Below are 24,043 nucleotides of genomic sequence, written 5' to 3' on the forward strand. Positions count from 1 at the left end.
GCGTCGCAGCTCAGTCGGAATCCACGAATCGGACGCCGGACGTCGACCCTCCGGACGAGACCTCGCGCAATGCCGCCTTCGCCGCGTTCATCGCCACCGCGCCGTTGTATCCGCGACGCGAGAGCTGACCCATCAGGCGACGTACGGCGGTGTCGTTGTCGAGTCTGGCCATCGACCGCGCCTTGGAGCGCGCGTAATCGAGAGCGCGCTCGGCGTCGTCGTCCGGCAGCTCATCGAGGGCCGCGTCGATGACGTCGCGGGACAGTCCGCGCTGAGACAGAGCCCGCGAGAGCGCGACCCTCCCCTGCCCCTTGCGCTCGACTCCGGATGTGACGAGCAGACCGGCGAGAACGGCGTCATCGAGATACCGCCGCCGGCAGAAGTCGTCGATCACGTCTTCGATCTGCCCGGAGTCGAGATCATGCCCCTTGAGCACGAGCCTGGCCTCCGAGATCGACAGCGACTTCGCGCGGAGTTTGCGCAGCAGCGCCTCTTCGGCCGTCACGCGGATCTCATCCGGAGATCGCACCGGCTCCGCGCTGTCGCGATCACCATCGTCCTGGAGGTCGTGCAACGCGCGAAGACGCGGCGCCGATCTCTCCGGAGCGCGCTCCTCCGGCGCACCCGAGTCGAGGTCGCCGCTATTCGATGCCGCCGTCCTCGCCGCTGTTCCTCTGGCGGGATGGCGATCGCTGGGCGTGCCTGCGTCGCGAGCGTCGTCGAAGCGCGACGGCTCGGGCTGCGCATCCCAGGTCGAACGCCAGAGACCCGCATCGCCGGTACGACGCGGGACCACCTTCTCCGCGCGATCAGCGTCATCGTCAGAGACCTTCGCCGGCACCGCCTTGCGACCCCCGGCCTTGCTGCCGAAGAGAGGGATGATGGGGGCGATCCGCTCGGAATCGCCCCCATGCGTGTCAGTCATCAGGCCGGACGACGCTCGGCGAGCTCGTCAGCAGCCGCGGGGGCCGCAGCCTGCCCGCCGATGCCGAGCTTCTGCTTGATCTGCGTCTCGATCGCCAGCGCGATGTCGGGGTTGTTGAGCAGGAACGTACGCGCGTTCTCCTTGCCCTGACCCAGCTGGTCGCCGTCGTAGGTGTACCACGAGCCGGACTTCTTCACGATGGCGTGCTCGACCCCGAAGTCGATCAGGCTGCCTTCGCGCGAGATGCCGACACCGTAGAGGATGTCGAACTCGGCCTGCTTGAAGGGCGGGGCCATCTTGTTCTTCACGACCTTGACCCTGGTGCGGTTGCCCACCGCGTCAGTGCCGTCCTTCAGCGTCTCGATCCGGCGGATGTCCATGCGGACCGAGGCGTAGAACTTCAGCGCCTTACCACCCGCCGTGGTCTCGGGCGAGCCGAAGAAGACGCCGATCTTCTCACGCAGCTGGTTGATGAAGATCATCGTGGTGTTCGTCTGGTTGAGACCACCGGTGAGCTTTCGCAGAGCCTGCGACATCAGTCGCGCCTGCAGACCCACGTGCGAGTCACCCATCTCACCCTCGATCTCGGCGCGGGGCACGAGTGCCGCCACGGAGTCGATCACGATGAGGTCGATCGCGCCCGAGCGCACGAGCATGTCGGCGATCTCGAGTGCCTGCTCACCCGTGTCGGGCTGGGAGACGAGGAGCGCGTCGATGTCGACGCCGAGCTTGGCGGCGTAGTCGGGGTCGAGCGCGTGCTCGGCATCGATGAATGCGGCGATGCCACCCGCGCGCTGTGCGTTCGCGATCGCGTGCAGGGTGAGGGTCGTCTTACCGGACGACTCCGGGCCGTAGATCTCGACGATGCGACCACGCGGGAGACCGCCGACGCCGAGGGCGACGTCGAGGGCGATGGAGCCGGTCGGGATGACCGCCACGGGGGCGCGCTCATCGCTGCCCAGCCGCATGACGGAGCCCTTGCCGAACTGACGGTCGATCTGGGCGAGTGCTGTCTCGAGGGACTTCTCGCGGTCGGCGGGTGATGGCATGGTCTGCTCCTTCTGCTCGCGTGGTGCCGCCTGTAGGCTGCCGCGGCGCTCCCGATTGGGAGCAACTCTCCGACAAGGCGTATGGCTCTGGGCCTGTTCTTCACCGTACGAGGAGCCACCGACATTGCGTCGAAGCATCCGCGAACCGTGTGGAACGAAACTCAGAGACCACTTGTGCAGAAGACTACGCCCGCTTCGAACAGATCTTCGACGACACGCCGTCATCGGCGTGTCGGATACCGCACGACTCGAACGAGCTGACGCCGACGTCAGCGACGCCGCGGCTCCTGACGCCCGACGCCGTGTCGCCGGTTCTCCGGCACGTCCATCTCGGCGCAGAGCGCCAGCCAGATGTCGCGGGGCGGCGCGCCGTCCGCGAGCGCCTCCACGGCCGTCCGATTGCCGAGCGCGCCGAGCACGAGGTCATTGACCAGCGATGACGCGCGGGCCTGGAACTCCGTCTCGACGGCGCGAAGGAACTCGCTGCGACGCATCCTGTCTCCGAGCCGGCAGAAGGTCAGTGCAGGGAGAGCTCGGGCTCGATCGACGCCACGAGGTCGTCGGGGACGACATCCGGGAAGACCTGGATGCCCTCGAGCACGGAGATGCGATCGCCGACCTCGCGCATGATCGTCGAGATGGGCACATCGAGCGCATCGGCGACCGAGGCGAGAATCTCGCTCGATGCCTCCTTCTGACCCCGCTCGACCTCACTGAGGTATCCGAGCGCGACCGAAGCCTTGCTTGCGACCTGCCGGAGGGTGCGCCCCTTCTGCAGGCGGAAGTCCCTCAGCACATCGCCGATTTCCTGTCGTACAAGAATCATCGGAACCTCCTCCCCGTTCGATCCATCGAGTTCCCCCTCGATGAGACAGCCAGTCTAGTCCCCCTGGCTTGCACAGAATCTACCCCTGCACTCTGTGGTTTCAATGTGAGCACATCGGAGATAACCGCGGAATGCACGCGACTATTCCTGGATGATCTCGAGAAGGAAATCGAGTGCGGCCGAGACCGAACCTGCCCGGATCGCGGCGCGGTCGCCGTCGAGGTGCAGCTCTCGCGTCTGCGAGGCGATCGGGGTGACGACGCCGATGTGCACCGTGCCGACCGGCTGCCCGTCCGGCGAATCCGGACCGGCGATCCCGGTCGTCGACACTCCGACATCAGCCGGTCGCCCACCGACGCCGATGGCACGTCGCACGCCGTCGGCCATCTGCCGCGCGACGTCCGGAAACACGGGTCCGTGCTGCGCCAGCGTCGCGGCGTCGACACCGAGAACGGTGTGCTTGACGGGCGTCGCGTAGGCGACCACTCCCCCGAGCAGGACCGCGGACGCACCGGGCACCGAGACCAGCTCGGCGCAGAGCGCTCCGCCGGTGAGGGATTCCGCCACGCCCAGCGTCCAGCCCCGGCTCTTCAGCGCGGACAGCACGGCGGCCGCCGGGGAATCGCTCACGACTTCTGCCGTGCCCCTCTGACCTGCGCGACGATGTAGTCGATCCCGCTGGCCACCGTGAGCACCAGGACGACGATCATCAGCAGGAAGGTCACCAGCGTCCACGGACCGAGGCCGATGACGACATGGAGCGGCAGCAGAGCCCACCCCAGGGCCACACCCTGGAACGCGGTCTTGATCTTGCCCATCCACGCGGCGGCGACCACATGCTCGCTGGCCACCATGAGCCGGTGCACCGTGATGCCCCACTCTCGGATGAGGATGACGGCGACGATCCACCAGTCGACCTCACCGAGGATCGCGAGCCCGATGAAGCCCGCGCCGGTGAGCATCTTGTCGGCGATCGGATCCCAGAGCTTTCCGAAGTCGCTGACGATCTCGTACTTGCGAGCGAGGTAGCCGTCGACCCAGTCCGTGGAGATGCCCACGATGAACAGGATCGCGGCGGTCCAGCGCAGCGCAGGATCGGGGAGGCCGTAGGTGCCGCCGAGCAGCAGCAGGATGAAGAAGACGACGGCCAGGGGGATGCGGGCGATCGTGATGGCGTTGGGCAGCTGCCGTGGAATGGCCATCAGTCGCGACCCGTCAGGCCCCAGGCGTCTTCGTCGCCCTCGGCCTCCACCACCGGAAGCCCGCTGTACTGCGCCTCGACCGGGTCGTGCGCGGGAGCTGCGGACGCGGCAGACGTCACGGAAGGAGCGGGAGCAGCGGCCGGAGCGTCCTCACCGCGGAGCTTGGCCATCACCTGCGGAAGCTGCTCCGCAGTCGCGAGCACGTCGCGCGCCTTCGAACCCTCGGACGGGCCGACGATCTCCCGCGACTCCAGCAGATCCATCAGACGACCGGCCTTCGCGAAGCCGACGCGCAGCTTGCGCTGCAGCATCGACGTCGAGCCGAACTGGGACGACACGATGAGCTCGGCGGCCGCGAGCAGCAGTTCGAGGTCGTCGCCGATGTCCTCGTCGACCTCCTTCTTCTTCGTCGGCTCGAGGGCTTCCTGCACGTCGGGACGGTAGTCCGGGCGCGCCTGGCGCGTGACGTGCTTGACGACCGCGTCGATCTCCTTCTCGTCGACCCAGGCGCCCTGCAGGCGGAAGGGCTTGGAGGATCCCATCGGAGAGAACAGGGCGTCACCCTGACCGATGAGCTTGTCGGCTCCGGGGCTGTCGAGGATCACACGGCTGTCCGTGACGCTGGTGACGGCGAAGGCGAGCCGCGAGGGCACGTTCGCCTTGATCAGGCCGGTCACGACGTCGACGCTGGGTCGCTGCGTGGCGAGGACGAGGTGGATGCCCGAGGCACGGGCGAGCTGGGTGATGCGCACGATCGAATCCTCGACGTCGCGCGGCGCGACCATCATCAGGTCGGCCAGCTCGTCGACGACGACCAGGAGGTACGGGTAGGGCTTGAGAACACGCTCGCTCCCGACCGGAAGCTCGACCTCACCGGCGCGCACGGCGCGGTTGAAGTCGTCGATGTGGCGGTACCCGAACGACGCGAGGTCGTCGTACCGCATGTCCATCTCCTTCACGACCCACTGCAGCGCCTCGGCCGCCTTCTTCGGGTTCGTGATGATGGGCGTGATCAGGTGCGGCACGCCCGCGTAGCTCGTGAGCTCCACGCGCTTGGGGTCGATCAGGACCATGCGCACGTCGGCCGGCCGTGCCCGCATCAGCAGGCTCGTGATCATCGAGTTCACGAAGCTGGACTTACCCGAGCCGGTCGAACCGGCCACGAGGAGGTGAGGCATCTTCGCGAGGTTGGCGATCACGATGTTGCCGCCGACGTCCTTGCCGACGCCGATCGTCATCGGGTGCGTGCTCTTCAGCGCCGCAGGAGAGCGCAGCACGTCGCCGAGCGCGACCATCTCCTTGTCGGCGTTCGGGATCTCGATGCCGATGGCGCTCTTGCCGGGGATCGGCGAGAGGATGCGGACGTCGTTCGACGCCACGGCGTAGGCGAAGTTGTTGCTCAGCTGCAGGATCTTCTCGACCTTGACGCCGTGACCGACCTCGACCTCGTACTGCGTGACCGTCGGACCGCGCGAGAAGCCCGTCACCTTCGCATCGACCTTGAACTGCGTGAGGACGCTCGTGATCTGCTCGATGACCTTGTCGGTCGCCTCGGAGCGCATGACCGGCGCCGGGCCCTCGACCAGCAGACCGGGCGACGGAAGGATGTACGGGGCCACGGGCGCCTGCGGCCCACGGTCCCCCGGTCCCTCGGTGCCGAATCCGTCGAGGCCGGGCAGCTCGGGCATCTCACCCGTGTCCGACTCGTCGTCGAGCAGCGCCGTGGCCTGCTGCTCCGCGAGCGAGTCGGTGACGGAGCGGACATCGGTCAGCACTTCTGTGGCCGCGTCGTAGGGGTTCTCCACCACCACGGCCTGATCGTAGGCGGGGGTCGGCTCGGCGGTGCTCAGCAGAGCGGTGATGTCGTCGGAGCCGAGGGTTCCCTCGTCGGGATCCTCTTCCCTGCCCGTCTTGTTCCGTCGCCACCACGGCAGAACGTCCGGGTCGTCGACCTTGTCGGCCTCGTCGATCGCCGCCGCGTCCTTCGCGGGCTTCTCGGCGCGCTCCGCGTCGAACATCCAGGCGTAGAGGTCACCGAGGCGGGCCCCGATGCGGTTCGGCGGGGTCTTGGTGAGGATCAGGACGCTCAGCGCGGCGAGAAGCGCCAGCACGATGTAGGCGGGGATGTCGGTGAGGAAGGTCAGCGGCTGACCCAGCATCCATCCGAAGAGTCCACCCGACTCGCTGAGCGCGAGCATGCCCTCCTTGGGCTGCGGGCGGGCTCCGGCGACGTGGCAGATGCCTGCGAGCGTCAGCACGAACAGGCCGAAGCCGATCCCGATGCGCCCGTTGTCGTGCACGGACGACGGATGCCGGAACAGCCAGCCCGCGAGCAGGAGCAGCAGCACCGGCATGACGAAGGCGACGCGTCCGATCAGTCCTCCGACCGAGAACGCACTGATGTTCGCGGCGACGTCGTTGCCGATGAAGAACCATTCGTTGACGGCACCGGCGACCGCGAGCAGCACCAGCAGGAACGGGAAGCCGTCGCGACGGTCGTCCTTCTCGAGGCTCTCCGGGCCGAAGGCGCGGAACAGTCCTCCGACGCCGTGCGCCAGACCCGTCCAGGCGCGGACGGCGACGGGCGGCCGCTCCTGCTCGTCGATGTACTTCTTGGGCGTGGGCTGGGCCTTGGGAGCCGTCTGCCGCTTGGGGCGCGACGGTGCGCTCGCGGACGCACGCTCAGTCTTGGTGGAACTCCTGGCCATGCTCTCACGTTACGACGGACAGTCGACATTTCCGCGTCACGACGCGGCTTCTCGCCGATCCCGCTCGGGCGGATCAGGCGGTGCGCCGCACCATGGTGTCGCGGAGCGTGCCCTCCGCCGTGACGTTGAACCCCTCGGAGCGATACAGGTTGCGGGCGAAGTTGTCGCGCTCGACGCTCAGGCTGATGCGCGCGTACCCCTGTGCGCTCGCCAGCTCGACGATGCCCCGCAGCAGCGTACGACCGACGCCGCGAGCCCGCCAGAGCGGATGGACGCCGATGATGAGCTCCGGGACCCCGGCGCCGACGAACCCGAATCCCGGCTCGTTCTGGGGCAGCATCCGGTACCAGGCGGCACCGACCGTCACGCCGTCGTCGCCGACGGCGATCAGTCCTTCGTCCGCGGCGCGCTTCCAGCCCGCGAGGTACCGGCGATGGTCCGCGGACGTCAGCACCTCATGTCGCGGGCGCACTCCCCCGGCGCGCCAGTTCGCGGCCTCGACGAGCATGTCGCCGAGGAAGACCGCGTCGGGTTGCGTCGCCCGCCGGGTGGAGAAGCCCGAGAACATGTGGTGAGCCTAGAGGGCGGCTGTTACGACGATGTGTCGGTCAGCCGTGAGTGCGCGTGCGACGGCGCGGACCCTCACGCCTCGATGACCAGCGGGACGATCATCGGACGCCGACGCAGCTTCTGGTTCACCCAGCGTCCGATCGTCCGGCGCACCACCTGCGACAGCGCATGCGTGTCGCGGACGCCGTTCCCTGCGGCTTCCTTGAGCGCGGCGACGATCTTCGGGGCGACGTCGTCGAAGACGGAGTCATCCTCGGCGACGCCGCGGGCATGGATCTCCGGTCCCGAGATGATGCGTCCGGTGCCGGCATCCACCACGACGATGACGGAGATGAACCCCTCCTCGCCGAGGATGCGCCGGTCCTTGAGATCGGCATCCGTGATCTCGCCGACCGTCGAGCCGTCGACGTACACGAAGCCGAGGTCCAGCTGCCCGGTGACACGCGCGGTGCCGTCCTTCAGGTCGATCACGGTGCCGTTCGCGGCGATGATCGTGCTCTCCTCCGGGATGCCGGTGTCCTGGGCGAGCTTCGCGTTCGCGATCAGGTGACGGTACTCGCCGTGCACGGGGAGGACGTTCTTCGGCTTCAGGATGTTGTAGCAGTAGAGCAGCTCGCCCGCCGCGGCGTGACCGGAGACGTGCACCTTGGCATTGGCCTTGTGCACGACGTTCGCACCGAGCTTCGTGAGGCCGTCGATCACGCGGTAGACCGCGTTCTCGTTACCAGGGATGAGGCTGGAGGCGAGGATGACGGTGTCTCCCTCGCTCACCTCGATCGCGTGGTCGAGGTTGGCCATGCGGCTCAGCACGGCCATCGGCTCGCCCTGCGATCCGGTGGACATGTAGACGATCTGGTCGTCGGGGAGGTCGCGGGCCTTCTTGTAGTCGATCAGGACGCCGGCCGGGACCTTGAGGTACCCGAGCTGCTCGGCGATCGTCATGTTGCGGACCATGCTGCGCCCGAGGAACGCCACACGGCGCCCGTTCGCGTAGGCGGCGTCGATGACCTGCTGCACACGGTGCACGTGGCTCGAGAAGCTCGCCACGATGACGCGGCGGGGCGCCTTGGCGATGACCTGGTCGAGCACCGGTCCGATCGACCGCTCCGTCGGCGTGAAGCCGGGCACGTCGGCATTGGTGGAGTCGACCAGGAACAGGTCGACGCCCTCCTCGCCGAGGCGGGAGAAGGCGCGGAGGTCGGTGATCCGGCCGTCCAGCGGCAGCTGGTCCATCTTGAAGTCGCCCGTCGCGAGCACCATGCCCGCAGGGGTGCGGATCGCGACGGCGAGAGCGTCGGGGATCGAGTGGTTCACGGCGACGAACTCGAGGTCGAACGGGCCGACGCGCTCCTCCTGGCCCTCGGTGACCGTCAGAGTGAAGGCCTTGATGCGGTGCTCCTTGAGCTTCGCCTCGACCAGCGCGAGCGTCAGGCCCGACCCGATCAGAGGGATGTCGCTCTTCAGACGCAGCAGATACGGGACGGCGCCGATGTGGTCCTCATGGCCGTGCGTGAGCACCACGCCGACGATGTCGTCGAGGCGATCGCGGATCGGCTCGAAGTCGGGCAGGATCAGGTCGACGCCCGGCTGGTGCTCCTCGGGGAAGAGCACGCCGCAGTCGACGATCAGGATCTTGCCGTCGTACTCGAACATGGTCATGTTCCGACCGATCTCGCCGAGGCCGCCGATCGGGATGACCCGAAGCGTCCCTTCGTCGAGAGCGGACGGTTCTGACAGGGGGATGGACATGCTGTCTCCTCAGTCGGACACTGTGCGCGTCCGTTCGTTCATGGCGACGCGGCTCAGCGCGTCGTGCCGTGCACCTTCGGCAGGGCACCACCCGCAGCCGCATTGCGGTCGGGTCGGAAGTTCGAGAAATCGGCACCGGGCACGTCCTGGACGAGGTCGAGCTCGTCTTCGATGAGCGCGGCCTCCCATTCCTCCGGGCCGACGAGGGGCAGACGCACCCGAGGGCTCGAGATGCGACCGAGGCCGTGCAGGATGTACTTGGCCGCGACGGTGCCTGGCACGTGGGTCATCACCGCGCGCACCAGCGGCTCGAGGCGCTTGTGCTCCGCCGTCGCCGTGGCCAGATCGCCGGCGTTCACCGCATCGATGATGGTGCGGTACGGAGCGGCCGCGACGTTGGCCGTCACGCCGATGAGGCCGGTCGCACCGATCGCGAGGTGCGGAAGGACGTTCGCGTCGTCGCCGGAGAAGTACATCAGGTCGGTCTGGTTGAGCACGCGGCTCACCTCGGAGAAGTCACCCTTGGCGTCTTTCACCGCGAGGATGTTGGGGTGCTTCGCCAGGCGCAGGATCGTCTCGTACTTGATCGGCACGCCGGTGCGGCCGGGGATGTCGTAGAGGATCACCGGCAGATCGGTCGCATCCGCGACCAGCCGGAAGTGCGTGAGGATGCCCGCCTGCGTCGGCTTGTTGTAGTAGGGCGTGACGATCATGATGCCGTCGGCGCCGGCCTTCTCGCTGGCCTTGTACAGCTCGATCGCGTGCGCGGTCTCGTTCGAGCCGCCACCCGTGATGATCTTCGCGCGGCCGGCGGCGACCGACTTCCCGACCTCGACGAGCTTGAGCTTCTCGGGGTCCGTGAGGGTCGAGGTCTCGCCGGTCGTTCCCGTCACGACGATGCCGTCCGCACCCGCGGTGATCACGTCATCGATGTGCTTCTCGACGGCGGGCCAATCGACTTCACCGTCGGCCGTCATCGGAGTGACGAGCGCGACGAGAACCTGTCCGAAGGGGTTGCCCGAGTGCGTCATGCCACCAGCGTATCGGTTCGGATGCCGCTCACCCAGACGAGCCGACCCGGATGACGTCACCACGAGCCACGTCGGTCTTGCCGCGCAGCAGCACCCCGATCATGGTGCCGGCGGATGCCGCGTCCGCGCGCTTGCGGAACATCTCGATGCCGGTGATCTCCGTGTCGGCCACCGGAGCCCCTTCGCGGAGCACGACGACGGCGTCGCCGACCCTGATCGTCCCCGTCGTGACGGTGCCGGTCGCGACCTGGCCGCGGCCCGTGATCGTGAAGACGTCCTCGACGGCGAGCTCGGCTGCACCGGCGCCTGCGCTGATGAAAGCGGATTGCTCCCGCGTGGCCGTTCCGCCGTTCGCGAGAGCGGCCAGGCGCACCGCCTCCGCCTCGTTGTACCGCCGCAGGATCTCGTTCGCATCCTGCGGATCGTGTCTCCGCCTGCGGAACCATCCCATGCCGGACTCCCGTTCAGACGCGACCGCGGCGGGCGACGCCGGACGTGAGCGCGCTCGGGAGGATGCTCGCCAGCGCCACGATCGCCTTGTAGCGCAGCGAGGGGATGGACACGGAGCGCCCGAGCGCGGCATCCCGCAGCCCTGCCCGCACGACGTCGCGGGCATCGAGCCACATGAAGGCGGGAACACCCTCCTGGCCCACCGCGAGCCCCATGCGCTCATGGAACGTGGTGTGGGTGAATCCGGGGCAGACCGCTGTGACGGTGACGCCGTCTCGGGCGTACTCGGCATTCGCCCAGCGGCTGAAGCCGATCAACCAGGACTTGCAGGCGGAGTACGTGGAGCGGGAGATGAATCCGGCCACCGAGGCGACGTTGATGATGCGTCCGCCGCGACCCCGCATCGTCTGCAGTGCCGCGTGCATCAGCCGCATCGAGGCCTCGACGTGCACGCGCAAGTGGCGGACTTCGTCGTCGATGTCGTTGTCGGCGAACTGCAGCGGCAGCCCGAAGCCGGCGTTGTTCACGAGGAGGTCGACCGGGTCGGCGGCATTCCGGAGCCGGTCGGCGACCTTCGCGACGCCTTCATCTTCGGCGAGATCCGCGACGAGCACCTCGACGGCGACACCGTGCGCGCTCCGCAGGTCGGCGGCCAGGGCGTCCAGCGCATCCTTGGACCGTGCGACGAGGATCAGGTCCGCGCGACGGCGGGCGAGCTGGCGGGCGAACTCGGCGCCGAGTCCGGCGCTGGCCCCGGTGATCAGCGCAGTGGGCATCAGCGCTCGTATCCGAGGAAGCGGTACCGCACGCCCGTGCGCGAGGTCTGCCACTCCCCCTCGTCGACCAGACGCCACCCGGCCTTGGAGGGGGCGTACGCGTCACCGTCGACGACGAGATCGAGCTCGGTCACTTCGAGACGGTCGGCATCCGCGATGACGAGACGGAAGATCTCCGCCCCGCCGATGATCCACACCTTGTCCTTGCCGCGCACGGACTCCGCGACGTTCGCCGCACGATGCGCGCCCTCGGCAGCCCAGTCCTGCTGGCGGGTGATCACGATGTTCTCCCGGCCCTCCAGCGGTCGGAACCGTTCCGGAAGGGAATCCCAGGTCTTGCGCCCCATCACGACCGGAGCGCCGAGCGTGACCTCCTTGAAGTGCGCGAGGTCCTCGGGCACATGCCAGGGCATTCCGCCCTCGGCGCCGATCACGCCGCCCTGAGCCTCCGCCCAGATCAGACCCACCCAGGTCATACCGCCACCGCCGCGCGGATCGGGGCGTGGTGCTGGTAGTCCTCCACGACGAAGTCCTCGTAGCGGTAGTCGAGGATCGACTCCGGGGTGCGGGCGAACCGGAGCGTCGGGTAGGCGAACGGCTCGCGCGTGAGCTGCTCGCGCACCTGCTCGAGGTGGTTGTCGTAGATGTGGCAGTCGCCGCCCGTCCAGACGAAGTCGCCCGGCTCGAGACCGACCTGCTGGGCGATCATCATCGTGAGCAGCGCGTACGAGGCGATGTTGAACGGCACCCCGAGGAACATGTCGGCGCTGCGCTGGTACAGCTGGCAGGACAGCTTGCCGTCGGCGACGTAGAACTGGAAGAGCGCATGGCAGGGCGCGAGCGCCATGTCGGGGATGTCGGCGGGGTTCCAGGCGGACACGATGAGGCGGCGCGAGTCCGGAGTCTGGCGGATCTGCTCGATCACCTGGGAGAGCTGGTCGATGCTCTCGCCGGCGGGCGTCGGCCACGAGCGCCACTGCACCCCGTACACCGGCCCGAGATCGCCCGTCTCGTCGGCCCATTCGTCCCAGATGGTGACGCCGTTCTCCTGCAGCCACCGCACGTTGGAATCACCGCGCAGGAACCAGAGGAGCTCGTACGCGATCGACTTGAAATGCACCCGCTTCGTGGTGATCAGCGGGAAGCCCTGGGAGAGGTCGAAGCGGATCTGCCGCCCGAAGACGCTCGTGGTCCCCGTGCCCGTGCGATCCGACTTGTGCGTGCCGCTCTCCAGCACGTCGCGGAGCAGGTCTTCGTAGGGTGTCGGGACGGCTGCGCTCATGACAGCCACGATACCCGTCGACCGTCGGCCGCGGGCGGACGCCGTCCCGCTCGCGCGCCGATCGTCACGGTCGGAAACATCGGCCCTCGACCCCCTCGGGGCGACGTACTCTCGACGCATGTCGCCAGCACTCGCGGGAGGGATCGCGGCAGCACTCCTGGTGCTCGCCACGATCATCGGAGTGACCCTGCGCCGCCGTGACGGACGCAGGCTGGATGCCGGCGCGCTCCGTTTCGACCGGGCGGATGCAGCATCCGCCGAGTTCGGCTCCCGCGCGACGCTCGTGCAGTTCAGCACCGAGATGTGCGCGCGGTGCCCCCAGGTCCGGCGGATCCTGCATGCCTACGCCTCCGACCACGACGGGCTGAGCCACGTCGAGATCGATCTGACCCACCGACCGGACCTCTCGGCCCGGTACAAGGTGCTGCAGACCCCCACGACGTTCGTGATCGACACCTCCGGCGCCGTCCGCGCGCGATTCCACGGCGTCCCGCATCGTCACGCCCTCACCGAAGCCGTCGCCTCCGTCTGAGGCCCCGAAGACTGGAGCACCCATGACATCTCCCGCAGGCATCGATCCGCGCGGCCCGCGCTTCGCCGCCACGATCACGGCCGTGCTCCTCCTGGTCGCGACGTTCCTGGCGCTGATCGGCATCTCGACGGCGCAGGCGACCGGCTGGTTCGCCTATCAGCCCCTGGCGGACGCGACCTTCGTCCCCGGCACCTGGGCGATCGCATCGGCATCGCTCGCCCAGCGCGCCCTCGACCCTGGCTTCCTCGTCACCGTCGTCATCGCCCTCCTGTTCCTCTGGAGCGTCGTCTCCCCGGCGACCGCCCCGTGGGGCGTGCTGTTCCGCCGCCTCGTGCGCCCCCGCCTCGCGCCGCCGGCCGAGCTCGAGGACCCTCGACCGCCGCGGTTCTCGCAGGGCGTGGGACTCTTCGTCGTCGGCATCGGCCTGATCCTGCATCTGATCGGCGTACCCTGGGCGCTCCCGATCGCCACAGCGGCGGCCTTCATCGCGGCGTTCCTGAACGCCGCCTTCGCGTTCTGCCTCGGCTGCCAGCTGTACCTGCTGCTGCAGCGCGCCGGCATCATCGGTCGGGCGGCGTCGACCGCCTGATCCCTGTTCCGTCCGGTCGGCCCGGTCGATAGGCTGGCCGCGACGCATTCCGCACACCGAGCGGGGCGCGAGAACCGGAGGAATCATGCCCGTCACCAGCGAAGCCGCCAGCACGTGGACCGGATCGCTCATGGAAGGGTCGGGCACCGTCGCGTTCTCTTCATCGAACCTCGGCACCTTCCCGATCAACTGGAAGGCCCGCAGCGAGGGCAGCGACACGACCACGACCCCGGAGGAGCTCATCGCCGCGGCGCACTCGTCCTGCTTCAGCATGGCGCTCTCGCACGCCCTCGCCGAGAACGGGACCCCGCCGGAGAAGGTCAACACCAGCGCGTCCGTGACGTTCAAGCCGGGCGTCGGGATCACCGGCAGCCACCTCAACGTGAACGCGGTCGTCCCGGGTCTGTCGCCGGAGAGGTTCCAGGAGATCGCCGCCGAGGCCAAGGTCGGCTGCCCCGTGTCTCAGGCGCTCGCCGGCATCGAGATCACCCTCGAGGCCACGCTGGCCTGAGGCCGGTACCCGCTCGTCGTCGGGGTCAGCGTCGAGCGAGGCGGATCGCCTCGCGGATGCTGGCCCTGGCGTCTTTCCGCCTCCCGGCCGCATCCTGGACGACGCCCAGCCGATAGCGGGCACGCCAATCGTCCGTCGCGGCCTCGGAGGCGGCCGCATAGCGCGCGATCAGCGGATCGGCGTCCGCGCGGGCGATCCGTCCGCTCGGGGTCAGCTCGGTCTCCACGGGAGGCATCCCCCCTTCGGCGTCCAGCGTGCGCCCCAGTCGATCGGCGGCGAAGCCGAACTGCATCTCGCGGATGAGCGCCCAGGCGCCGATCGGGGCGAGCACGAGCAGCGTGATGCCCATCCCGATCGAGATCGGCGAGCCGACCGAGATGAACATCACGGCGAGCCAGATCGCGACCGCCAGGTAGACGAGCAGGGCCGCGGCCATGAGCCCGACGCCGATCCGCGACATCATGCGCGGATGCCGATGTCGATCATGTGCTCCAACCCCACGACCACGCCCTTCGCCTCGCGGGCGAACGGCACGGCGAGCCGGATGCCGGGGGCGTATGCGAGCGCGGGATCGACCGTGTCGTGCGTGAACGTGAGGGACTCGCCGGGGCCCGAGAGGATGACCTCCTGCTTGGCCACCACACCGGGGCGACGCAGCGAGTGGATCGGCACGCTGCCGACCTGCTGACCCCGGGCGCGCTGATCCGCGTGCGGGGCGCTCACCGGTCCCTGCTCGGCGCGAGCAGCGGCGATGAGCTCGGCGGTGCGCACCGCCGTGCCGCTGGGCGAATCGATCTTGGTCTCCTGATGCGCCTCGATGATCTCGGCCGAGCCGAAGAACGGGGCCGCGGCCGCGGCGAGGGCCGAGCCGAGGACAGAGCCGAGGGAGAAGTTCGGGATGAAGACCACGCCGGTGCCGGCCGCCTCGACGAGCGGCCGCACGAGCGCGATCCGCTCCGCCGACCACCCCGACGTCGCCACGAGCACGTTGATGCCGCGCTCGACGGCGGAACGCACGACGTCGATGCTGATCTGAGGCGTCGACGCGTCCACGACGAGGTCGGCACCCTCCAACTCGGAGAGATCGCTCGACGAGGTCAGCACACGGCTCACCTCGAAGCCCTCGAGATCATCGATCACCGCGTGGATGATCTTCCCGAGCTTCCCGGTTCCGCCGACGAGTGCTACCTGCGAGGTCATGCGTCCAGTCTAAGGAGCGGGCGGACGCCTTCCGGCCGGGGCGCGCGGGGCGTCAGACGGGCATCGGGTCCGGGATGCCCGTCCGCAGCTCGAACGGCAGGTGTCCGGTGTCGTTGTGGTTGAGCAGCGTCCACGGTCGCCCCTGCTTCTGCGCGATGATCGTCAGTCCGCAGTGCGCCTGGTTGAGTGTCATCCAGCGCCATTCCGGTGCACCGAGCACCTCGCGGACGAACCAGGAGATCACGAAGTTGTGCGTGATGAGGACCTCGTGCACCTCGCCGTTCTTGCGCATCAGGAACTCGTTGACGGCATCCGCCATCTGCGCGCGACCGGCATCGATCTCCGCGTCGGAGATCGACCCGAAGAACGGCTCGAACGCGGCAGGCGTCTCCTCCGTCATCCCGGTGGGGACGCAGTCGAAGAGCAGCGCGGTCGGTTCGGGATCGACGGACGGGAGCCGACCGGCGATCGCACGGGCGGTCTCGTTGGCCCGCAGCAGCGGCGAATGCCAGACGGCGTCGAGCGGCAGACCGGACAGCCGGTCGGCGATCAGCTCGGCCTGCCGCTGCCCGCGCGGCGACAGGGGACCGTCGGCGAGGCCGTGCTCGGCATCCTGATGTTCACCATGTCTGACCAGATATATGTAGTGCGTCACAAACTCGCTCGCTTCATCGCCAGCATCCGCCGGACCTCCCTTCCACCCTATGTCACGGGTGGGACGATGCTCAGTTGCCGGCGCGCGTGAGCTCGGCGACCTGGGCACGCGAGAGCGTGACCCCCGCGCCCTGCATGAGCTCGTCGACGTGCTCGGTCGCGAAGGTGTTCACGATCGGGGCGGCGACCGTGCGCTGGGCCAGCAGCCAGGCGATCGAGACCGCGGCCACCGGGACCGCGAGTTCCGTGGCCACCTGATCCAGCGCGCGGAGGATCTTGATCCCCCGACGGTTGAGATGACCGCGCAACTGCTCGCCGCGGACGCCCTGCGACGTCAGCGCCTTGCTCCGATGACGACCGGACAGGAAGCCGTGCTCGAGCGCGTGCGAGGGCGTGACGGCGAGGTTCTGCGCCCCGGCGACGAGGCGGAGGTCGCCTTCGAACGGCTGCCGACGGAGCAGGTTGTACGGCGCGTCGATCACCTCGATGCGCGGGTAGCCGGCCGACGCCAGGATCCGCGCCTCCACGAGCTTCTCCGGTGCGAAGCCGAATGCGCCGACGGCACCGATCTTGCCCGCGTCCTTGAGCCATTCGACCGTCGCGAGAGTGTCTTCGACGTTCGTCGTCCTGTCGAGGGTCGCGTCGAGGTAGAGCACATCGATGCGGTCGACGCCGAGCCGCGTGAGCGACCCCTCGACGGCGCGGACGAGGTTCACGGAGCCGAGACCGGGGTTGTCGGCATGTGCTCCGATGCGCACGCTCAGGATCGCCCGATCGCGCTGTCCGCGCGACCGCAGCCACTGACCGAGGATGTGCTCGCTCCGACCGCCGGAGAAGCCGTCGGCCGTGTGGATCGCGTTGCCGCCGAACTCCACGTAGCGGTCGAGGATGCCGTGGCTCGTCTCGAGGTCGACGTTCCAGCCGAACTCCGCGGCTCCCAGCATGAGCGGGAACGTGTCGAAGCCGGTCTCGCCGAGCGGCATCCGCACCGTCTCCCCCACGCCGGGTCCGACGATCGGGATCGGTGCGGAGGGATGCTCGATGGAGGCGGGTTCCGTGCCCCTCTGGGCTCGCTCGTCCGACGCTCCCGCGCCTACGCTGAACAACCGCATACTCTCACCCCCGCGTCGATCGATGCGTTCCGATCTCCGTCACTGCCTGTGGTGCACCCCCCGGTGCGTACTTCGAGGGTAAGGGACTTCGGCGAACGTCCCGACCAATCCAGGGAACGGCGCGAAAACTTCCGATAACGGTTTGGTCACGCCGCAGACGACGGAACCCGAGCCCATCCTGTGCGGATGGACCCGGGTTCCGGTTCGAGCGTGGAGCTTACTCGGCGGCTGCGTCCTCGGCGGGCGTGGCCTCGGCGGCAGGTGCGTCGTCGAGCACGGGCTCGAGCGACAGCTTGCCGCGGTCGTCGATCTTCGTGATCTTCACGAGGATCTTCTGGCCGACCGAGAGGACGTCGTCGACGTTCTCGACGCGCTTGCCACCGGCGAGCTTGCGCACCTCGGTGACGTGGAGCAGGCCGTCCTTGCCCGGGAGCAGCGAGACGAAGGCGCCGAAGGTGGCGATCTTCACGACGGTTCCGAGGAACTGCTCGCCGATCTCGGGGTTGGTCGGGTTGGCGATCGCGTTGACCTGCGCACGAGCGGCCTCGGCCGAGGGGCCGTCGGTCGCGCCGATGTAGACGGTGCCGTCCTCCTCGATGGAGATCTGCGCGCCGGTCTCGTCCTGGATCGCGTTGATCGTCTTGCCCTTCGGGCCGATCAGCTCGCCGATCTTGTCGACCGGGATCTGCACGCTGATGACGCGCGGCGCGGTCGGCGCCATCTCGTCGGGAGCGTCGATCGCGGCGTTCAGGACGTTGAGGATCGTCAGACGAGCCTCGCGAGCCTGGGTCAGCGCGCCGGCGAGCACCGACGACGGGATGCCGTCGAGCTTCGTGTCGAGCTGGATCGCCGTGACGAACTCGCTCGTTCCGGCGACCTTGAAGTCCATGTCGCCGAGAGCGTCCTCGGCCCCCAGGATGTCGGTCAGCGCGGCGTAGCGCGTCTCACCGTCGACCTCGTCGGAGACGAGGCCCATCGCGATGCCGGCGACGGCGGCGCGCAGCGGCACACCCGCGTTCAGCAGCGACAGGGTCGAGGCGCAGACGGAGCCCATCGAGGTCGAGCCGTTGGAGCTCAGCGCCTCGGACACCTGACGGATCGCGTACGGGAACTCCTCGCGGCTCGGCAGCACCGGCACGAGCGCGCGCTCGGCCAGGAAGCCGTGCCCGATCTCGCGACGCTTCGGCGAACCGACCCGGCCGGTCTCGCCGGTCGAGTAGGGCGGGAAGTTGTAGTGGTGCATGTAGCGCTTGCTCGTCGTGGGCGACAGAGAGTCGATCTGCTGCTCCATCTTGAGCATGTTCAGCGTGGTGACACCCATGATCTGGGTCTCGCCGCGCTGGAAGATCGCGGAGCCGTGGACGCGCGGGATGACCTGCACCTCGGCGTCGAGCGGACGGATGTCCGCCAGGCCGCGACCGTCGATGCGAGCACCTTCGGTGAGGATGCGACCGCGCACGATCTTCTTCGTGACCGACTTGTACGCCGCGGAGAACTCGAGCGGGGCCGCAGCCGGGAGCGATCCCGACTCGGTGGCCTCGATGAGCTCGGCCTTGACGCGATCCTTGATCGCGTCGTCCGCCGTCTGACGCTCGGTCTTGTCGGCGATCTGGTACACGCCGACGAGCTCGTCGTAGGAGCGGCCGGCGACGAAGTCGTAGACCTCCTGGCTGTACGCCGGGAAGACCGGGTACACGCCCGGCTCCTTCGACGCGGTCGCCGCGAGCTCGGCCTGAGCCTTGACGAGCTGGGCGATGAACGGCTTCGAGGCCTCGAGACCCTGGGCCACGATCTCCTCGTTCGGCTTGGTGGCGCCGGCCTTGATGAGGTTCCAGCTGCCCTCGGTGGCCTCGGCCTCGACCATCATGATGGCGACGTCTTCCGTGCCATCGGCCTTGGTGACGACGCGACCGGCGACGATCAGGTCGAAGACGGCCTCGCCCACCTGCTCGGCGGTCGGGAACGCGACCCACTGGTCGGCGTGCTCGCCGTGGCCGGGGATGAACGCGAGACGCACACCGGCGACCGGGCCCGAGAACGGCAGACCCGAGATCTGCGTCGACGCGGACGCGGCGTTGATGGCGAGAGCGTCGTAGAACTCGCCGGGAGCGATCGACAGCACGGTGATGACGATCTGGACCTCGTTGCGCAGACCGTCGACGAACGACGGACGCAGCGGACGGTCGATCAGACGGCAGACGAGGATCGCCTCGGTGGAGGGGCGGCCCTCGCGACGGAAGAACGAGCCGGGGATCTTGCCCGCGGCGTAGGAGCGCTCCTCGACGTCGACCGTCAGCGGGAAGAAGTCGAAGCCCTCGCGCGGGTTCTTGCCTGCGCTGGTGGCCGAGAGGAGCATGGTCTCGCCGTCGAGGTACGCGGCGACTGCGCCCTGAGCCTGCTGCGCGAGGCGGCCGGTCTCGAAGCGGATGGTGCGGGTGCCGAAGCGGCCGTTGTCGAGAACGGCCTCGGTGGCGGTGATTTCAGGACCTTCCAAGAGGTCTCTCCTTCTTTGTTTAGACTCGCGAATCCGTATGACGCGCGAGCGCATTCAAGAGGAGCGGAAACAGCAGGGTTCGGGCGCGCGGGCACTCCCGCGAACATCGCCTGCGCTGGCCACCAGTAGAAAGCCACCCGACATCTTCGTGCCGAGGAACCCACCACAGGGGACCAGCTTCTCCGCCGCTCGCTCCATGAGTCGATATGAAATTGTGCGATCGACACAGATCGATCCCGTCCACCCTACCAGCGGGGCCCTCGGAATCCCGCGCCTGGAGCCGCTCGGCGGATCGGACACGTCCCGGCCATGAGGCGTTCACCGCACGGATGCCGGGGCGTGGGCGGCATCCGCTGTGCTGGGGCGATGCGCATGTCAGTGATCGGCTGCGGCTACCTCGGTGCCGTGCATGCCGCCGCCATGGCCTCGATCGGACACGATGTCGTCGGCATCGACGTCGACGAGGGGAAGGTCGCCGCACTGGCCGCGGGGACGGCGCCGTTCTTCGAGCCTCGGCTCACCGAGCTGCTCTCGGACGGCCTGGCATCCGGACGGCTGCGCTTCAGCAGCGACATGGCGGATGCCGCGGGTGCGGACGTGCACTTCCTCGCGGTCGGCACGCCCCAGACGGCGGGAGGACACGCGGCGGACCTCCGATACGTCGACGCGGCCGTGGAGAGCCTGCTCCCCCACCTCCGCGCCGGGGACGTCGTCGCGGGGAAGTCGACGGTCCCGGTCGGCACCGCGGCGCGACTGGCCGAGCGACTGACGCGCACAGGGGCCGCCCTCGTCTGGAATCCGGAGTTCCTCCGCGAAGGCTGGGCCGTCCACGACACGCTCACCCCGGACCGGCTCGTGGTCGGCGCCGCCCCGGACGCCGACGGCTCTCGGGCGGTCGACGTGCTCCGCGAGGCCTACGCGGACGCGATCGCGTCGGGCACGCCGTTCCTGGTGACCGATCTGGCCACCGCCGAGCTCGTCAAGGGCGCGGCGAACGCCTTCCTCGCCACGAAGATCTCGTTCATCAACGCGATGGCCGAGATCGCCGAGGCGGCCGGCGCCGACGTCACCCTCCTCGCCGACGCTCTCGGGCATGACGGCCGCATCGGGCGGCGCTACCTCGGCTCGGGCATCGGCTTCGGCGGCGGCTGTCTCCCCAAGGACATCCGCGCCTTCGCCGCCAGAGCGGAGGAGCTCGGGCGCGGCGAGGCCGTGGGATTCCTCCGCGAGGTCGACGCCATCAACCTGCGGCGACGCGACCGGGCCGTGCAGCTCGTCGTCGACGCGCTCGGCGGCCTCGTCTTCGGTCGACGGATCGCGGTGCTGGGCGCGGCCTTCAAGCCGTTCAGCGATGACATCCGCGACTCGCCGGCCCTCGACGTCGCCGTGCGCCTGCGCGGGCTCGGCGCCGATGTCGTGGTGACCGACCCGGCGGCGATCGACAACGCGCAGGCCGCGCATCCCCAGCTCGGCTACGCGAGGGAGCGCGACGACGCGCTGCGCGAGGCCGACGCGGTCGTGATCGTCACCGAGTGGGACGAGTACCGCCGCGACCTCTCCCCCGCGCACGCCGGCGGCCTCGTCCGCGGACGGATCGTCATCGACGGGCGCAACTGCCTCGATGCCGCAGCGTGGCGCTCTGCCGGCTGGCAGTACCACGGCATGGGTCGGCGCTGAGGCGTCTCGCCTCGCGGCGCGCACTCAACGGTCGGAGAGCACTCCGCGCACGGCCGCGGACCGGCCGAGATACACATAGTCGTCGTGCTTCGCCGAGCGGCCGTCACCGGCGGCGCGGCCGTGCAGGCGGCGCCAGACCCAGGGCAGGGCGTGCCGTCGCCACCACACGCCCGCGCCGATCGTCTCGTTCTCGTGCAGCGCCGCGTCGAGTGCGCCGAGCGCGTCGGCATCCGGGACGCCGAGCACCTCCGCCGCGCGGTAGGCGAGGAAGCGGTGTCCTCGGCTGCTCAGGTGCACGAGGTCCTCGCCCCAGTTCGGACGGTCCGGCAGCGACGGATGCAGATCGGTGTCGATCAGGATCGCTCCCGTGCGCGCGGCGACCCCCGCGAGGGCGGTCGCGAAGGCGGAGAACCGTCGCGTGTAGATGGATGCGGCGCGCCGCCCCGGCAGGAAAGGCGTCACCAGCACCACATCGGCACCGATGTCGCGGAGCCGGACCACCGCCTCCTCGAGGCGCACCGCCAAGCCGGCGACGTCGGCGCGGTGCTTCACCAGGTCGTTCGCACCGACGAGGATCGACACGAGGTCCGGCCGCAGTTCCAGGGCCCGCTCCAGCTGCGTGCCGCAGACGTCTCCGACGCGCTTCGAGCGGATCGCGAGGTTCGCATAGTGCAGGCCGCCGCGCGCGGCGAGGAGCAGCGCGAGCCGGTCGGCCCAGCCGCGCAGGGCCCCGTCCGGAGCCGGATCGCAGAGCCCTTCGGTGAGCGAGTCGCCGAGGGCCACGTAGCGACGCCATCTCCGCGGCGAGGCAGGTGCGGCGACCTCCGGGCGCACCACACGGCGAGCGCGAGCACCGGCATCCACCCGATGCAGCGTCCGCGCGTCCTCGAAGTGTCCGAGCAGCTGGTCGCACACACTCGTCCAGCTGCGCCCCTGCACGGCGTCGCGTCCTGCTTCGCCGAAGGCACGCCGCTTGCGGGCGTCCCCCGCGAGATCGGCGACGCGCATGCGCAGGTCGGCGAGGTCGCCCGGCCGGTAGAGCCAGCCGTCGACGCCCATGCGCACGAGGTCGAGCGGACCGCCACGGCCGGTCGCGATGACCGGCACTCCGCTCGCGTGAGCCTCCTGCAGGGTCTGCCCGAACGTCTCGCTCTCCCCCGGGTGCACGAACAGGTCGAAGGAGGCCATCGCCGCGGCGAGCGCTTCGCCGTCGAGATGTCCGAGGAAGACGGCATCCGGCAGCAGGCTCTCCAACCGGGAACGGCTCGGCCCCTCGCCCACGATCACGAGTCGCGTCCCTGGCAGGTCGTGCAGCACCGCGAGGTCCTCGACCTGCTTCTCCGGTGCGAGCCTGCCCACGTAGCCGATCACGACGTCCGCTCCCCAGCCGGCGCGCAGCGCGCCGTCACGGCGGGCGGGCTGGAACCGCTCGGCATCCACTCCGCGGCCCCAGCGGCGCACGCGGTCGATGCCGAGCGCGGCCAGCTGCTGGGCCGACTCCGCCGAGGGGGCGAGCGTCAGGGTCGCGCGCCGGTGGAGCCGGGCGATGTGCGTCTGGGCGATGCCCGTGGTCGCGGCGATGCCGTAGCGCTCCGTGTAGGCGGCGACGTCGGTCTGGTAGGCGGCGACGGATGCCGTATCGAGCCGTTCCGCCGCGAGCACGCCGCGCCACCCGAGCGCGAAGGGCGAGGCGAGATGGACGACGTCCGGCTCGAATCGGCGAAGGGAGGTCGCGACGCGGTGCGCCGTCGAGGTGCCGACCCGGACGTTCCGATAGCCCGGCAGCGCGAGGCTCGGGATGGCCTCGATGCGCGCGCCGTCCACGGTCTCCGGGATGCCGACGGCGGCGGGGGCGATGACATGCGCGTCGTGCCCCCGGCGCTCGAGGTGTCGCAGGATCTGCAGCACCGATCCGGTCACGCCGTTCATGTGCGGAAGGAAGGACTCCGTGATGATCGCTACTCTCACATCCTCAGGATGACGGCGCCGCGGCCCTGCGCTCCCCCGAATCGGCCCTCGCCACCAGATGTTCACCGGATGCTGGATCGCAGGTCACCGGCTATCCGGTCTTTGGTTCCCGTTCACCGTCGACGTGCACAGTGAGCCCGTGCCGACCGATGTGCTCGCCGAATCGCTCACCGGACCCTGGAGCCTCATGCTGATGAGCCTCCTCGTCCTCGGGGACGCCTTCTTCGTGGTCGTCCCCGGCGAGATCGCGGTGACGGCGCTCGGAGCGCTCGCGGTCACGAACGGCGCCCCCGCGCTGTGGGCGGTGATCGTGTGCGCGGCCGGTGCCGCCGCACTCGGTGACGCGTGCTGCTATCTGATCGGGCGGCTGGTCGGCACGGACCGCTGGCGATGGATGCGGGCGCCGCGCGTGCGGCAGGCGCTCGAGTGGGCAGGGCGCCGCCTCGAGAGCGGCACCGCCACCGTGCTCTTCACAGCGCGCTTCGTGCCCTTCGCGCGGCTCGCGATCAACCTCGTCGCCGGAGCATCGCGGATCCACCCGCCGCGCTATCTCGCACTCGTCGCGATCGCCGCGACCGCGTGGGCCGCCTACCAGGCGGCCGTGGGAGCCGCCGTCGCCGCCGTCGTCCCCGGAGGGCCTCTCGTCGCGGTGCCGGTGTCGATCGCGGTGGCGGTGGGCGTCGGCGCCCTGATCGACCTCGCCCTGCGCCGCAGCCGGCCCTGACCTCCCCCTCACGG

Annotated in this window: 25 protein-coding genes; 5 read left to right on the top strand and 20 right to left on the bottom strand. The window is 69.3% G+C overall.

Annotated features, from left to right (window positions below; translation table 11 throughout):
* Nucleotides 1-10 precede the first annotated feature (10 nt).
* From MRBLWH11_RS16180 to MRBLWH11_RS16245, 14 genes are all read right to left on the bottom strand, one after another.
* The gene (locus tag MRBLWH11_RS16180; protein WP_341945560.1) at nucleotides 11-925 is read right to left on the bottom strand and encodes a regulatory protein RecX; all 915 of its coding nucleotides are present in this window, start codon (nucleotides 923-925) and stop codon (nucleotides 11-13) included.
* Nucleotides 925-1,974, bottom strand: coding sequence for a recombinase RecA (gene recA / locus MRBLWH11_RS16185; protein ID WP_341945561.1), 1,050 nt, complete (start codon nucleotides 1,972-1,974; stop codon nucleotides 925-927). The genes MRBLWH11_RS16180 and recA overlap by 1 nt, the downstream gene beginning before the upstream one ends.
* 269 nt (nucleotides 1,975-2,243) lie before the next feature.
* Nucleotides 2,244-2,468, bottom strand: coding sequence for a DUF3046 domain-containing protein (locus MRBLWH11_RS16190; RefSeq protein WP_116635169.1), 225 nt, complete (start codon nucleotides 2,466-2,468; stop codon nucleotides 2,244-2,246).
* A 23-nt stretch (nucleotides 2,469-2,491) separates the two neighbouring features.
* Nucleotides 2,492-2,800 carry a helix-turn-helix transcriptional regulator gene (locus MRBLWH11_RS16195; RefSeq protein WP_060925763.1) on the bottom strand — a complete coding sequence of 103 codons (309 nt, stop codon included), beginning with the start codon at nucleotides 2,798-2,800 and terminating at the stop codon, nucleotides 2,492-2,494.
* Nucleotides 2,801-2,941: 141 nt separating this feature from the next.
* Nucleotides 2,942-3,430 (bottom strand): CinA family protein, encoded by a 489-nt coding sequence (locus MRBLWH11_RS16200; RefSeq protein ID WP_341945562.1) that lies wholly within the window; start codon nucleotides 3,428-3,430, stop codon nucleotides 2,942-2,944.
* The gene (pgsA, locus tag MRBLWH11_RS16205; protein WP_341945563.1) at nucleotides 3,427-4,002 is read right to left on the bottom strand and encodes a CDP-diacylglycerol--glycerol-3-phosphate 3-phosphatidyltransferase; all 576 of its coding nucleotides are present in this window, start codon (nucleotides 4,000-4,002) and stop codon (nucleotides 3,427-3,429) included. Before pgsA ends, MRBLWH11_RS16200 begins: the two co-directional genes overlap by 4 nt.
* On the bottom strand, nucleotides 4,002-6,710 hold the full coding sequence (locus MRBLWH11_RS16210; protein WP_341945564.1) for a DNA translocase FtsK: 2,709 nt from the start codon (nucleotides 6,708-6,710) through the stop codon (nucleotides 4,002-4,004). Before MRBLWH11_RS16210 ends, pgsA begins: the two co-directional genes overlap by 1 nt.
* 73 nt (nucleotides 6,711-6,783) lie before the next feature.
* The gene (locus tag MRBLWH11_RS16215) at nucleotides 6,784-7,278 is read right to left on the bottom strand and encodes a GNAT family N-acetyltransferase (RefSeq protein WP_341945565.1); all 495 of its coding nucleotides are present in this window, start codon (nucleotides 7,276-7,278) and stop codon (nucleotides 6,784-6,786) included.
* Nucleotides 7,279-7,352: 74 nt separating this feature from the next.
* Nucleotides 7,353-9,029, bottom strand: coding sequence for a ribonuclease J (locus tag MRBLWH11_RS16220; RefSeq protein ID WP_341945566.1), 1,677 nt, complete (start codon nucleotides 9,027-9,029; stop codon nucleotides 7,353-7,355).
* 53 nt (nucleotides 9,030-9,082) lie between these two features.
* Complete coding sequence (gene dapA / locus MRBLWH11_RS16225) at nucleotides 9,083-10,060, bottom strand: 4-hydroxy-tetrahydrodipicolinate synthase (protein WP_116635175.1); 978 nt, start codon at nucleotides 10,058-10,060, stop codon at nucleotides 9,083-9,085.
* A 28-nt stretch (nucleotides 10,061-10,088) separates the two neighbouring features.
* Entirely contained in the window at nucleotides 10,089-10,511 is a 423-nt protein-coding gene (locus MRBLWH11_RS16230) for an EF-Tu/IF-2/RF-3 family GTPase (RefSeq protein WP_341945567.1), read from the bottom strand.
* A 13-nt stretch (nucleotides 10,512-10,524) separates the two neighbouring features.
* Nucleotides 10,525-11,286: an SDR family NAD(P)-dependent oxidoreductase gene (locus MRBLWH11_RS16235; protein ID WP_341945568.1), complete on the bottom strand. Its 762-nt coding sequence runs from the start codon at nucleotides 11,284-11,286 to the stop codon at nucleotides 10,525-10,527.
* On the bottom strand, nucleotides 11,286-11,762 hold the full coding sequence (locus MRBLWH11_RS16240) for a dihydrofolate reductase (RefSeq protein WP_341945569.1): 477 nt from the start codon (nucleotides 11,760-11,762) through the stop codon (nucleotides 11,286-11,288). Before MRBLWH11_RS16240 ends, MRBLWH11_RS16235 begins: the two co-directional genes overlap by 1 nt.
* Entirely contained in the window at nucleotides 11,759-12,568 is an 810-nt protein-coding gene (locus MRBLWH11_RS16245) for a thymidylate synthase (RefSeq protein ID WP_341945570.1), read from the bottom strand. The genes MRBLWH11_RS16240 and MRBLWH11_RS16245 overlap by 4 nt, the downstream gene beginning before the upstream one ends.
* A 118-nt stretch (nucleotides 12,569-12,686) precedes the next feature.
* On the opposite strand from MRBLWH11_RS16245, the gene MRBLWH11_RS16250 reads away from it, so the two are divergent.
* The 3 genes from MRBLWH11_RS16250 to MRBLWH11_RS16260 all read left to right on the top strand — a co-directional run bounded on the left by MRBLWH11_RS16250 (nucleotide 12,687) and on the right by MRBLWH11_RS16260 (nucleotide 14,200).
* Nucleotides 12,687-13,100: a thioredoxin family protein gene (locus MRBLWH11_RS16250; protein ID WP_341945571.1), complete on the top strand. Its 414-nt coding sequence runs from the start codon at nucleotides 12,687-12,689 to the stop codon at nucleotides 13,098-13,100.
* A 22-nt stretch (nucleotides 13,101-13,122) separates the two neighbouring features.
* Nucleotides 13,123-13,689: a DUF4395 domain-containing protein gene (locus MRBLWH11_RS16255; protein ID WP_341945572.1), complete on the top strand. Its 567-nt coding sequence runs from the start codon at nucleotides 13,123-13,125 to the stop codon at nucleotides 13,687-13,689.
* Between the two features lie 85 nt (nucleotides 13,690-13,774).
* A complete protein-coding gene (locus MRBLWH11_RS16260; RefSeq protein WP_116635182.1) occupies nucleotides 13,775-14,200 on the top strand; it encodes an OsmC family peroxiredoxin in 426 nt (141 codons plus the stop codon).
* Between the two features lie 25 nt (nucleotides 14,201-14,225).
* Here MRBLWH11_RS16260 and MRBLWH11_RS16265 read toward each other — a convergent pair whose 3' ends face one another.
* The 5 genes from MRBLWH11_RS16265 to MRBLWH11_RS16285 all read right to left on the bottom strand — a co-directional run bounded on the left by MRBLWH11_RS16265 (nucleotide 14,226) and on the right by MRBLWH11_RS16285 (nucleotide 19,660).
* Nucleotides 14,226-14,663: a hypothetical protein gene (locus tag MRBLWH11_RS16265; protein ID WP_243408885.1), complete on the bottom strand. Its 438-nt coding sequence runs from the start codon at nucleotides 14,661-14,663 to the stop codon at nucleotides 14,226-14,228.
* Entirely contained in the window at nucleotides 14,660-15,400 is a 741-nt protein-coding gene (gene dapB, locus MRBLWH11_RS16270) for a 4-hydroxy-tetrahydrodipicolinate reductase (protein ID WP_116635184.1), read from the bottom strand. Before dapB ends, MRBLWH11_RS16265 begins: the two co-directional genes overlap by 4 nt.
* A 52-nt stretch (nucleotides 15,401-15,452) precedes the next feature.
* Nucleotides 15,453-16,055: a histidine phosphatase family protein gene (locus tag MRBLWH11_RS16275; protein ID WP_116635185.1), complete on the bottom strand. Its 603-nt coding sequence runs from the start codon at nucleotides 16,053-16,055 to the stop codon at nucleotides 15,453-15,455.
* A 70-nt stretch (nucleotides 16,056-16,125) separates the two neighbouring features.
* Nucleotides 16,126-17,166 (bottom strand): aldo/keto reductase, encoded by a 1,041-nt coding sequence (locus MRBLWH11_RS16280; RefSeq protein ID WP_116635186.1) that lies wholly within the window; start codon nucleotides 17,164-17,166, stop codon nucleotides 16,126-16,128.
* Nucleotides 17,167-17,383: 217 nt separating this feature from the next.
* Nucleotides 17,384-19,660: a polyribonucleotide nucleotidyltransferase gene (locus tag MRBLWH11_RS16285; protein WP_341945573.1), complete on the bottom strand. Its 2,277-nt coding sequence runs from the start codon at nucleotides 19,658-19,660 to the stop codon at nucleotides 17,384-17,386.
* 366 nt (nucleotides 19,661-20,026) lie between these two features.
* On the opposite strand from MRBLWH11_RS16285, the gene MRBLWH11_RS16290 reads away from it, so the two are divergent.
* The gene (locus MRBLWH11_RS16290) at nucleotides 20,027-21,337 is read left to right on the top strand and encodes a UDP-glucose/GDP-mannose dehydrogenase family protein (RefSeq protein WP_341945574.1); all 1,311 of its coding nucleotides are present in this window, start codon (nucleotides 20,027-20,029) and stop codon (nucleotides 21,335-21,337) included.
* A 24-nt stretch (nucleotides 21,338-21,361) separates the two neighbouring features.
* On the opposite strand, the gene MRBLWH11_RS16295 is transcribed toward MRBLWH11_RS16290, so the two are convergent.
* Nucleotides 21,362-23,305, bottom strand: a complete 1,944-nt coding sequence (locus tag MRBLWH11_RS16295; protein WP_341945575.1) for a GDSL-type esterase/lipase family protein — start codon at nucleotides 23,303-23,305, stop codon at nucleotides 21,362-21,364.
* Between the two features lie 139 nt (nucleotides 23,306-23,444).
* Here MRBLWH11_RS16295 and MRBLWH11_RS16300 point away from each other — a divergent pair, with 139 nt between their 5' ends.
* The gene (locus tag MRBLWH11_RS16300) at nucleotides 23,445-24,029 is read left to right on the top strand and encodes a VTT domain-containing protein (RefSeq protein ID WP_243408887.1); all 585 of its coding nucleotides are present in this window, start codon (nucleotides 23,445-23,447) and stop codon (nucleotides 24,027-24,029) included.
* Nucleotides 24,030-24,043 lie beyond the last annotated feature (14 nt).

The organism is Microbacterium sp. LWH11-1.2, assembly GCF_038397745.1.
Lineage (GTDB): Bacteria > Actinomycetota > Actinomycetes > Actinomycetales > Microbacteriaceae > Microbacterium.